The 11620-nt window shown below is 68.8% G+C and carries 10 protein-coding genes; 6 read left to right on the top strand and 4 right to left on the bottom strand.

Features of this window, described 5'->3' with window-relative positions; genetic code table 11:
• Nucleotides 1-34 precede the first annotated feature (34 nt).
• The 6 genes from murJ (at nt 35) to trxA (ending at nt 7389) form a co-directional block, all read left to right on the top strand.
• Nucleotides 35-2347, top strand: a complete 2313-nt coding sequence (murJ, locus tag ACIGXP_RS11475) for a murein biosynthesis integral membrane protein MurJ (protein WP_399766844.1) — start codon at nt 35-37, stop codon at nt 2345-2347.
• Between the two features lie 118 nt (nt 2348-2465).
• The gene (locus tag ACIGXP_RS11470) at nt 2466-4187 is read left to right on the top strand and encodes a protein kinase family protein (protein WP_399766842.1); all 1722 of its coding nucleotides are present in this window, start codon (nt 2466-2468) and stop codon (nt 4185-4187) included.
• A gap of 26 nt (nt 4188-4213) precedes the next feature.
• Nucleotides 4214-4939 (top strand): RNA polymerase sigma factor SigM, encoded by a 726-nt coding sequence (gene sigM, locus ACIGXP_RS11465; RefSeq protein ID WP_363214122.1) that lies wholly within the window; start codon nt 4214-4216, stop codon nt 4937-4939.
• On the top strand, nt 4936-5871 hold the full coding sequence (locus ACIGXP_RS11460) for an anti-sigma factor family protein (RefSeq protein WP_399766839.1): 936 nt from the start codon (nt 4936-4938) through the stop codon (nt 5869-5871). Before sigM ends, ACIGXP_RS11460 begins: the two co-directional genes overlap by 4 nt.
• Nucleotides 5872-6033: 162 nt before the next feature.
• The gene (gene trxB, locus ACIGXP_RS11455) at nt 6034-7005 is read left to right on the top strand and encodes a thioredoxin-disulfide reductase (RefSeq protein WP_363214124.1); all 972 of its coding nucleotides are present in this window, start codon (nt 6034-6036) and stop codon (nt 7003-7005) included.
• Between the two features lie 51 nt (nt 7006-7056).
• Complete coding sequence (gene trxA / locus ACIGXP_RS11450) at nt 7057-7389, top strand: thioredoxin (RefSeq protein WP_363214125.1); 333 nt, start codon at nt 7057-7059, stop codon at nt 7387-7389.
• Between the two features lie 52 nt (nt 7390-7441).
• Here trxA and ACIGXP_RS11445 read toward each other — a convergent pair whose 3' ends face one another.
• From ACIGXP_RS11445 to rsmG, 4 genes are all read right to left on the bottom strand, one after another.
• Nucleotides 7442-8059 carry a GNAT family N-acetyltransferase gene (locus ACIGXP_RS11445; RefSeq protein ID WP_399766835.1) on the bottom strand — a complete coding sequence of 206 codons (618 nt, stop codon included), beginning with the start codon at nt 8057-8059 and terminating at the stop codon, nt 7442-7444.
• Between the two features lie 322 nt (nt 8060-8381).
• The gene (locus ACIGXP_RS11440; RefSeq protein WP_399766831.1) at nt 8382-9482 is read right to left on the bottom strand and encodes a ParB/RepB/Spo0J family partition protein; all 1101 of its coding nucleotides are present in this window, start codon (nt 9480-9482) and stop codon (nt 8382-8384) included.
• Entirely contained in the window at nt 9479-10552 is a 1074-nt protein-coding gene (locus ACIGXP_RS11435; RefSeq protein ID WP_363214176.1) for a ParA family protein, read from the bottom strand. The genes ACIGXP_RS11440 and ACIGXP_RS11435 overlap by 4 nt, the downstream gene beginning before the upstream one ends.
• A 265-nt stretch (nt 10553-10817) precedes the next feature.
• Nucleotides 10818-11534, bottom strand: a complete 717-nt coding sequence (rsmG, locus tag ACIGXP_RS11430) for a 16S rRNA (guanine(527)-N(7))-methyltransferase RsmG (protein ID WP_363214128.1) — start codon at nt 11532-11534, stop codon at nt 10818-10820.
• Between the last annotated feature and the right edge of the window lie 86 nt (nt 11535-11620).

The raw sequence follows: 11620 nt of genomic DNA, 5'->3' as shown, positions 1-11620 counted from the left end.
GCCGGTGAGCCAGGGACGATGAGGTGGGGTAAGCATGAACGCGCCGTACGACGGTGATCGCGGCCAGGGCGCGGCCGGCTCGGGCTACCCCGAGACGCCGCCCGAGCCCGGTCAGGTACCGCCGCAGCAAGCGGCGGACATGTACCTCCAGGACGCCTACGACCAGGACCCCTACCGCGCGCACGACCTGGCCGCGCAGGACCCGGTCGCCGAGGCGCTCTACGACCGCGCCGCGCACCCGCCGCCCCCTGCCGGCAGCTACGAGCACCAGCAGCCGCTGTACGGCCCGCCCGCCCCGTCACCGTATGCGCCCGACCCGCGGGTGTGGGCGCAGACGCCCGCACCGGAGCCGGAGGGCGCGACCCCGTACATGCCGTACGGCGACGACCCGCGCACGACCCAGTTCGTGGGCGTGGACGACCTGGTCACGCACTCGGGCGAGGAGTACCACGAGCCGGACGCGTTCGCGCACCTCTTCAAGGACCAGCAGCAGAGCGGTGGGCAGCCGCCCATGGATCAGCCGGGCTTCTCCGCACCGGCCGCCGCTCCGGGCACCGGATACGGTCCCGACGGCCACTACCCGGCCGCCCCGGCGAACCCGGTGCAGCCGCCGGTGCCCGCCCCGGCACCCGCACCGGACCCCGCAGGTCCGCAGGGGGACGCCGCGCCCGTGACGGCAGCGGCTCCCGCGGCCGCTGTCGCCCCCGCGAAGAAGGGCGGCAAGGCCGCCGGGCTGCTGAAGTCCAGTGCCGTGATGGCGGCGGGCACGATGGTCTCCCGCCTCACCGGCTTCATCCGCTCCGCGCTGATCGCCGCGGCGCTCGGCATCGGCTTCCTCGGTGACTCCTTCCAGGTGGCCTACCAGCTGCCGACCATGATCTACATCCTCACCGTCGGCGGCGGGCTCAACTCCGTCTTCGTTCCGCAGCTGGTGCGGTCCATGAAGGAGGACGAGGACGGCGGCGAGGCGTTCGCCAACCGGCTGCTGACCCTGGTGATGGTGGCCCTGGCCGCACTCACCGGTCTGGCGATGTTCGCGGCGCCGCTGCTGGTGCGGTTGCTGTCTCCCACCATCGCCGGCAACCCGGCCGCCAACGACGTGGCGGTCACCTTCACCCGCTACTTCCTGCCCTCGATCTTCTTCATGGGCATCCATGTGGTGATGGGACAGATCCTCAACGCCCGCGGCAAATTCGGCGCGATGATGTGGACGCCGGTCCTGAACAACATCGTCATCATCGTGACGCTCGGCATGTTCATCTGGGTCTACGGCACCTCCGCCAACTCCCATATGGCGGTCGAGAACATCCCGCCGCAGGCCCAGCGCCTGCTCGGTGTCGGTGTGCTCCTCGGCCTGGTCGTCCAGGCGCTGGCGATGATCCCGTATCTGCGCGAAACCGGGTTCCGCATCCGGCTGCGGTTCGACTGGCGGGGCCACGGCCTGGGCAAGGCCGCGATGCTCGCCAAGTGGACAGTGCTGTTCGTCCTCGCCAACCAGGCGGGCGCCATGGTCGTCACCCAGCTGTCCACCGCCGCCGGCAAGAACTCCGGCGTCGGCGGCACCGGCTTCGCCGCCTACGCCAACGCCCAGCTGATCTGGGGTCTGCCGCAGGCCATCATCACCGTGTCGCTGATGGCCGCCCTGCTGCCGCGCATCTCGCGCTCGGCCGCCGAGGGTGACGCCGGTGCCATCCGCGACGACATCTCGCACGGCCTGCGCACCACCGCCGTTGCCATCGTCCCGATCGCGTTCGGTTTCCTCGCACTCGGCATCCCGATGTGCACCTTGATCTTCGGTTCCGCAGGCACCGGCTCGGCCACGAACATGGGCTACATGCTGATGGCCTTCGGTCTCGGCCTGATCCCGTACTCGGTGCAGTACGTCGTCCTGCGCGCCTTCTACGCGTACGAAGACACCCGCACCCCCTTCTACAACACCGTCATCGTGGCGGCGGTGAACGCGGGCGCCTCCGCGCTCTGCTACTTCCTGCTGCCCGCCCGCTGGGCGGTCGCCGGGATGGCCGCCGCGTACGGCCTCGCCTACGCGATCGGCGTGGGTGTCGCCTGGCGGCGGCTGCGCAAGCGGCTCGGCGGTGACCTGGACGGCACCCGGGTGCTGCGGACGTACGCGCGCCTGTGCATCGCCTCGGTGCCCGCGGCCCTGCTCAGCGGCGCGGCCTGCTACGGCATCGGGCACACCCTCGGCCAGGGCGTCCTCGGCTCCTTGGCCGCGCTGGTCGCCGGCGGTGCCGTCCTGTTCGGCATCTTCTTCGTGGCCGCCCGTCGGATGCGTATCGAGGAACTCAACTCGCTCGTGGGCATGGTCCGCGGACGTCTGGGCCGTTGAGGCGGGGGTAAGTGCACAACCATCGTCCGCCGCCGTGTGTCGTGCATAGCGGCGGACTGTGGGCACAATTGGTTTCGGCGTCGGACAGCGTGCAACGGATGGGGAGGCAGGGACGACGGTGGCGGAACGGAGCACGGCTGCCGTCGACGTGGCAGACAACAGCGGTGAGCAACCGCTGACCGCCAAGGCGGACCAGTCCACGGCCGACGGGGTGGCCAAGAACCCGGAGCGGGACACGGACAGCGACGAGGCACGGGGGAGCGGCGTGACCGAGGGTCCGGGGAAGAAGGCCTCGCCTCCCGAACTGCACAGCGGTCACAAGCTCGCCAGACGCTACCGACTGGAGGAGTGCGTCACCCGTCTGGACGGATTCAGCAGTTGGCGTGCGGTCGACGAGAAACTCCGTCGTGCCGTCGGCGTGCACATCCTTCCCGCGGACCATGTACGAGCCCGTTCCGTCCTGGCTGCCGCCCGTTCTTCCGCGCTGCTCGGTGATCCGCGCTTCGTCCAGGTTCTGGACGCCGTCGAGGAGAACGACCTCGTCTACGTCGTGCACGAGTGGCTGCCCGACGCCACCGAGCTGACCACGCTCCTCACGACCGGCCCGCTGGAGCCGCACGACGCCTACCAGATGGTCAGTCAGGTCGCCTCCGCCATGGCCGCCGCGCACCGCGAGGGCCTCGCCCATCTGCGGCTGAACCCGAACGCCGTGCTGCGTGCCTCGACCGGCCAGTGGCGCATCCGGGGCCTGGCCGTGAACGCCGCGCTGCGCGGCATCAGCTCCGACACCCCGCAGCGCACCGACACCGAGGGGATCGGCGCCCTGCTGTACGCCGCGCTGACCCAGCGCTGGCCGTACGAGAGCGACGCATACGGTCTGTCCGGCCTCCCCAAGGGCGTCGGTCTGATCGCACCGGACCAGGTACGGGCCGGTGTCCACCGGGGCCTGTCCGAATTGGCCATGCGCGCACTCGCCAACGACGGGGCCACTGCCTCCCGGCACGAGGCTCCGTGCACCACGCCGGAGGAGCTGGTGAAGGCGATCGGCGAGATGCCGCGCATCCGCCCGCCGGAGCCGGCGTTCACGGCTCCGCCCGAGTACCAGCGCACGACCTACCAGCAGGGCACGTACGGCCGCCCGGCGCCGCACCCCGGCGTGGCCCAGCCGATCGTGCCTCCGCCGCCCCCGTTGCAGAGCCGCACCGGCAAGGCCCTGAAGTGGGCGGTGTCGGCCCTGCTCATCGCCGCCCTCGGTCTGGGCAGCTGGCAGTTGGCGGACGCCCTGATGGACCGGGGTGGCAAGTCGGAGGACACCAACAAGAGCCAGACGACGGACGACGGCGACAAGGGCGCGGCGAAGCCGAAGCCACAGCCAATAAAGATCCAGAACGCCCGGGAGTTCACCGCCGACGGCCCCACCCAGAACTCCGGTGCCGAACCCAAGACCTACGACGGCAACCCGTCGACGTACTGGAAGACCAAGAGCTTCCTCGCGGGTCCGCCGATCGCGCCGTACAAGCCGGGTGTGGGCATCGTGTACGACCTCGGCTCGGCGAAGAACCTCAGCACCGCCACCCTCGACATGCGCTACGGCGGCGATCACACGACGGTCGAGTTGTACGCTGCGGATTCGCTGACGCCGGCGTCGCTGGGCTCCATGACGAAGATCGGCAGCGTCACGACCACGGGCACCACCGCCACGGTGAAGGTCACCAAGTCGGTCAAGACGCAGTACGTCCTCGTCTGGCTGACGGCCGTGCCGAACTCGGGGTACGACTCCACCCTGTACTCCACGGCGGGCTGGAAGCAGGCCATCGGCGAAGTGAAGTTCACAGGCTGACGTCGCACCCGGACCGGAGGGGGCAGATGGCGGAGGACGCCGGATACGACGGAGTGAGCGACAAGGACCTGCTCGCCCGCCATGTGGAAGGCGACTCCCATGCCTTCGGCGAGATCGTCCGGCGGCATCGGGATCGGCTCTGGGCGGTCGCGCTGCGGACGCTGGGGGACCGCGAGGAAGCCGCCGACGCGGTCCAGGACGCCCTGGTGTCGGCTTACCGGGCCGCTCATACCTTCCGGGGCCAGTCGGCTGTCACAACATGGCTGCACCGGATCACGGTGAACGCCTGCCTGGACCGTGCCCGCAAGGTGGCCTCACGGAAGACGTCACCGGTCGACGACACCGAGCGGCTGGAGCAGCTGCTGGAGCCGCATGAGGCGGCCTCGGCGCCGGCCGAGCGGAACGATGTGCAGCGCCAGCTCTTCGAGGCACTCGGCACCCTCCCGCACGACCAGAGAGCCGCCCTGGTCCTGGTGGACATGCAGGGATACCCCGTGGCCGAGGCCGCCGAGATTCTCGACGTGCCGACGGGCACGGTGAAGAGCCGATGCGCCCGGGGCAGAGCGCGACTGCTGCCTCTCCTCACTCATCTACGGCCGGAAGGTTCCGGAAACGGGAAAGAACCCGGCACGGGACGGAACCGGGTGGAGGGGACATCCGTCCCACCTGCAACGGGGTCTCCGAGAGGAGCCCCGAAGAACGCCAGACCGAGCGATTCAGCCGTAGTGAAGGGCGGAGGTGGGCGAGCGTGACTTCCACGACAGACACGGCCGGGCACCCGGACGTCGCGGAGATCTCCGACCTCACCGAAGGCCTTCTGCCTCCGGCCCGCAGCGCGGATGTACAGCGCCATCTGGACACATGCGAGCTGTGCGCGGACGTCCATGCCTCACTGGAGGAGATCCGGGGGCTGCTGGGATCCGTATCGGAAGCAGAGCGTATGCCGGCTGACGTGGCCAGTCGTATCGATGCCGCCCTCGCCGCCGAGGCACTCCTCGGCGCCTCCGCCCCCGGACCGTCGAGCGCCGGAGTCCCCGGCGAGATCGAGCCGGGGAGGGAGAACGGCGAGGGTCATGTTTCACGTGAAACATCGGTTGCCTCGGACCGGCCTCCTGGTCGTCCACAGGCGACGACCGGTCCGGGACGCCAGGGGCGCGAGCGAGGGCGGCGGCGCAGGCGCGTGATGCTCGGGGCCGTTCTCACCGCGGCCGTCCTCGGGGCCGGGTCGCTGGTGATCGAGTCGCTGGGCGACCATTCCTCCGACACCACCGCCCACGGAGAGCCTTCGCCCTCCGTCGGGCCCTTCTCCGGCGCGAGTGTCCAGAGCCAGGTGAAGGATCTACTCGTCACCAAGAAGAGCACCCAGCGGGGATCCCCCAGCCAGCGGCCTCGTTCGGGCCTCAAGTCCGACCAGAACACCCCCGGGTCGACCGAGAGCGCGAACACCCTGATCCAGACCGAGGCATCCGTCCCCGATTGCATTCGGGCCGCACTCCACCAGGGGGACGACGTCTTGGGTGCCAAGGCCGGAAGGTACGACGGAAAGTCCGCCTATCTGGTCGTGGTGCCCGACGCCGGCGACAGCGCACGGGTCACGATCTACATCGTCGATGCGGCCTGTATCGGACAGCAGCCCGCTTCATCGGGCACCGTGCTGTTGAAGAAGTCCTATCCACGCCCCTGAGCTGCCGGCCACGACAGCAGCCACCGCAGCGACCGATCACATGTGGCGTGTGCCCCGGCACAGTGGGAATGCGCGCCCCGTAGGATCCGTTGGGTGGGGTGAGAGTTCTGAAAGGCACTCCCACCGGTCGACCGACGCAGACCAGAGACGAGGAAACAAGCCGTGAGCGACGTCCGTAACGTGATCATCATCGGCTCCGGGCCCGCAGGCTACACGGCGGCGCTCTACACCGCGCGCGCGTCGCTGAAGCCCCTGGTGTTCGAGGGCGCCGTCACCGCCGGTGGCGCGCTGATGAACACCACCGAGGTCGAGAACTTCCCGGGCTTCCGCGACGGCATCATGGGCCCCGACCTCATGGACAGCATGCGGGCGCAGGCCGAGCGTTTCGGCGCCGAACTGGTCCCGGACGACATCGTCTCGGTCGACCTGGAGGGTGACATCAAGACCGTCACCGACACCGCCGGCACGGTGCACCGGGCGAAGGCCGTCATCGTCGCCACCGGATCCCAGCACCGCAAGCTGGGCCTGCCGAACGAGGACGCGCTCTCCGGTCGCGGTGTCTCCTGGTGCGCCACCTGTGACGGCTTCTTCTTCAAGGACCAGGACATCGCCGTGATCGGCGGCGGCGACACCGCGATGGAGGAGGCCACCTTCCTCTCGCGCTTCGCCAAGTCCGTGACGATCGTCCACCGCCGGGACACCCTGCGCGCCTCCAAGGCGATGCAGGAGCGCGCCTTCGGCGACCCGAAGATCAAGTTCGTGTGGGACAGCGAGGTCGCCGAGATCCAGGGCGAACAGAAGCTCTCCGGTCTGAAGCTGCGCAACGTCAAGACCGGCGAACTGTCGGAGCTGCCCGTGACCGGTCTGTTCATCGCGATCGGCCACGACCCGCGCACCGAGCTGTTCAAGAGCCAGCTGGACCTGGACGAGGAGGGCTACCTGAAGGTCGCCTCCCCGTCCACCCGCACCAATGTCACCGGTGTCTTCGCCGCCGGTGACGTGGTCGACCACACCTACCGCCAGGCGATCACCGCGGCCGGCACCGGCTGCTCCGCTGCCCTCGACGCCGAGCGCTTCCTCTCCGCCCTCGCGGACGAGGACAAGGCGGAGCCCGAGAAGACCGCCGCCGTCTGACCTTCCCCCTTCCCCCTCGCCTCACCGCACGATCGAGTTAAGGAGCCCGCCGTGGCCGGCACCCTGAAGAATGTGACCGACGATTCCTTCGAGCAGGACGTCCTCAAGAACGACAAGCCCGTCCTGGTGGACTTCTGGGCCGCCTGGTGCGGCCCGTGCCGCCAGATCGCCCCGTCCCTCGAAGCCATCGCTGCCGAGTACGGCGACAAGATCGAGATCGTCAAGCTCAACATCGACGAGAACCCGAACACGGCCGCCAAGTACGGCGTCATGTCCATCCCGACCCTGAACGTCTACCAGGGTGGCGAGGTCGCCAAGACGATCGTCGGCGCCAAGCCGAAGGCCGCGATCGTTCGCGACCTTGAGGAGTTCATCGCCGAGTGACGTTTCACGTGAAACACGAATGGGCCAACCCGCATGGGCTGGCCCATTCGCTTTAGAGCGGTCGCAGCGCAGGCTCCTTCTGTACCGCTCCCAGAAGCCGGTCGAGCGCCATCTCCACGTCTTCCTTCCAGGAGAGCGTCGAGCGCAGCTCCAGCCGCAGCCGGGGATGTGTGGGGTGTTGCCGGACGGTCTTGAACCCCACGGCCAGCAGATGATCCGCCGGCAACAGGCAGGCGGGCTCCTTCCAGCGGGCGTCGCCGAAGGCCTCGATCGCCCGGAAGCCTCGGCGCAGCAGGTCCTTGGCGACCGTCTGCACGAGCACACGGCCCAGCCCCTGGCCCTGATAGCCGGGCATGATGAACGCCGTCATCAGCTGTACGGCGTCCGGCGAAACGGGGCTGGTGGGGAAGGCCATCGAGCGCGGGACATAGGCCGGAGGGGCGTAGAGCGCAAAACCCACCGGCACGTCATCGACGTACGCCACGCGGCCGCACGATCCCCAGTCCAGCAGGACGGCAGAGATCCAGGCCTCCTTCTCCAGCGCGGAGGTGCCCGCCTTTACCGCCGCTTCACCGCTGACAGGGTCCAACTCCCAGAAGACACACGAACGGCAGCGGGAGGGAAGGTCCTGAAGGTTGTCCAGCGTGAGCGGCACGAGCCGACGCCCCATGAAGGCTGTTCCTCGCTTCCTTCGCCCGCCGCATCACGAGCGGCTGTCAGAGCGCTCCGCTCCCTGAGCAGGCTGCCGACGAATCCGCCGACCACCCCAAGGCCCAGGCCCGCGCTCACCAGTCCGGTGCGGCTCATCGATCGCATGGCCCCCGTCTCCCCACTCAGAGATACAGACGCTGTCCGGTGGATGTGCCATACCCGATCGCATCGTATCCACGATGCGATGCGATCGATAGCGACTCGAAGCAAAAGAGCGGGCCGTGTCCGATACACACCGGACATGACCCGCTCCCGTTACGACCGAGTCGGTCGAGCCAGGATCAGTCGTCCTGGTCCTCCGCCACGTTCTCCTGAAGCTCGCCGTGCAGCACCGGCCCCTCGCCCGGCGCGAGCGTGCTCAGAATCCGCTGCAGATCGTCCACGGAGGCGAACTCGACGGTGATCTTGCCCTTCTTCTGACCGAGGTCGACCTTCACCCGGGTCTCGAAGCGGTCCGACAGTCGGGTCGCCAGCTCGTTCAGTGCTGGGGAGAGCCGGGAGCCGGCGCGCGGGCCCTTGGAGCGCTGAGGCTTCTGGGGCCGCGAGCCCATGAGGGTGACGATCTCCTCGACGGCTCGCACGGACAGCCCCTCGGCCACGATGCGGTGAGCCAGCCGGTCCTGCTCCTCAGAGTCCGTGACTGACAGCAGGGCTCGGGCGTGACCGGCGGAGAGGACCCCGGCGGCAACCCGCTTCTGAACCGTCGGTGAGAGCTTCAGCAGACGCAGGGTGTTGGAGACCTGGGGCCGGGAACGCCCGATCCGGTCGGCCAGCTGGTCGTGCGTGCAATTGAAGTCCTTCAGCAGCTGGTCGTAGGCGGCTGCCTCTTCCAGCGGGTTCAGCTGCGCACGGTGCAGGTTCTCCAGCAGCGCATCAAGAAGGAGCTTCTCGTCCTCCGTGGCGCGGACGATCGCCGGGATGGCCTCCAGGCCGGCCTCACGGCAGGCCCGCCAGCGGCGCTCACCCATGATCAGCTCATAGCGGCCGGGCCCCAGCTGCCGTACGACGACCGGCTGGAGGAGACCGACCTCCTTGATGGAGGTGACCAATTCATGGAGCGCGTCCTCGTCGAAGACATCACGCGGCTGCCGGGGGTTGGGAGAGATCGCGTCAAGAGGGATCTCGGCGAAGTGCGCGCCCATCGGAGGAGCCGGCGTCTCCGCGCCCGGGCTTGCCGAGGGCTCCTCGGTTTCATGTGAAACAGGCGGCAGCGTGGCCACCTTCGCCGCGGCGACTCCGCGGTCAGTCGTCAGCACCGGGACCGCTGCCGGCGAGGTGGAGGCTCCGCCTCCCAGCGCGGCCGGAGCCGGGGTCTTTTCGGTCGGTGCAGCGGGGATCAGTGCGCCGAGCCCACGGCCCAGCCCCCTCCGTCGCTCGCTCACTGGATCCCCTCCACCATGCTCGGGTCGTTCTGAGCGCCGATGTGGGCCTGGCTCGCGTCGTAGCTGATGCCAATGCCTTTCAGCGCGATTTCTCGGGCCGCCTCAAGATACGAGAGGGCACCGCTCGATCCAGGATCGTAAGTCAGCACCGTCTGCCCGTAACTCGGCGCCTCGGAGATACGGACCGAGCGGGGGATGCTCGTCCGCAGCACCTCGTCGCCGAAGTGGGTGCGCACCTCTTCGGCGACCTGGGAAGCGAGACGCGTCCGGCCGTCGTACATGGTGAGCAGGATGGTCGACACATGCAGCGTGGGGTTGAGGTGCCCCCGCACCAGGTCGACGTTGCGCAGCAGCTGGCCCAGACCCTCCAGTGCGTAGTACTCGCACTGGATCGGGATCAGGACCTCCTGGCCCGCCACCAGCGCGTTGACCGTCAGCAGGCCGAGCGAGGGCGGACAGTCGATGAGGATGTAGTCCAAGGGCTGTTCGTACGCCTGGATCGCCCGCTGCAGTCGGCTCTCCCGGGCCACCAGGGAGACCAGCTCGATCTCGGCACCGGCGAGATCGATGGTGGCGGGAGCGCAGAAGAGACCTTCCACGTCGGAGACCGGTTGGACGACCTCGGCCAGAGGCTTGCTCTCCACCAACACGTCGTAGATCGAAGGGACTTCGGCGTGGTGGTCGATGCCGAGCGCGGTGGACGCGTTGCCCTGGGGGTCGAGGTCGATCACCAGGACACGGCCGCCATGCAGAGCCAGCGAAGCGGCAAGGTTGACGGTCGTCGTCGTCTTACCCACGCCGCCCTTCTGGTTGGCGACCACGATGACTCGGGTCTGCTCCGGTCGTGGCAGGCCTTCGCCGGCGCGGCCCAGAGCCTCCACCGCCAGTTGGGCCGCACGACCGATGGGAGTGTCGTCCATCGGAGGCGGTGTTTCACGTGAAACATCCGCCCCCATCGACTCGGTACGGGGACCGGGGACCGGATCGGTCATCGGTCCCGCGATGTTGGCGTCGGACCGCAAGGATTCACTCTCCTCGACTTCAGGCTCGCAATGAACAGAGCCTCCCATGCCTTCGGGGTCGTGAACCAGTGAGGCCTGGTGTTCTGTGGAGAAATCCACCTCTGTGGACAACTCCGTTGCCCCTCTGAGTGAACCGAGAGGCTTACGGTCGCGGGGTTCGGCCGCGGCGCGGCCACGACTGATGATGCCGTGCAGCAGTGAGCGACGTTTCACGTGAAACACGATGCACAGTGGCTGCGACCGGACCCCTGCGACACTCCGTCCTGCGTAGGTTTGGCACCTTGTGTGGAGTACGTTTCGTGGTCAGGACGGGTCAGCGACGGCGACGTGCCCGGCCCGTCCGTGCCGCCTTCGCCCGCTTCGCCGCGAACCGCACACCGCCGGGGCTCTCGCCGACCTCGACCCGCACGACGGTGGACAGCGGGTCCACCACTCCCTCGCCCACATGCAGGATGGACGTCTCCACCGCGCCGAGCTTGCTGAGTGCCGTGGCCGCGGCCTTCAGCTCCTCTTCGGCGGTGTCCCCCTTGAGCGCGAGCATCTCGCCGTAGGGACGCAGCAGCGGGATGCCCCACGTGGCCAGACGGTCCAGCGGGGCCACGGCCCGGGCGGTCACCACATGGACGGGCGGCAGCTTCCCCAGCACCTCCTCGGCACGCCCTCGCACGACCGTGACGTGATCCAGGCCGAGCAGCTCGACGACCTCGGTGAGGAAGTTGGTGCGCCGCAGCAGCGGCTCCAACAGGGTGATGTTCAGGTCGTCCCGGACCAGAGCGAGCGGAATGCCAGGCAATCCGGCGCCGGAGCCGACATCGCAGACCGTCACTCCCTCGGGGACGGCCTCGGAGAGCACCGCGCAGTTCAGCAGATGCCGCTCCCACAGGCGGGGCACTTCCCGCGGGCCGATCAGCCCACGCTGAACGCCCGCCTCGGCGAGCAGCTCCGCGTAGCGGACCGCATCGGCGAAGCGATCACCAAATACTTCCCGCGCCTGTTCGGGCGCGGGGGGAAGCTCCGCTGCCTCCGTCACGGGGACCGTCCTTCCGTACAGCGCCGGCGCTTCACGCACCGGCCACCAGAACTACCAGGCTGACAAAGTTCGGCCCCGTCTGCTCA

This window comes from Streptomyces sp. NPDC053069 (assembly GCF_044546895.1).
Classification (GTDB): Bacteria; Actinomycetota; Actinomycetes; order Streptomycetales; family Streptomycetaceae; genus Streptomyces.
This window is presented reverse-complemented; position numbering and strand designations above follow the sequence as displayed.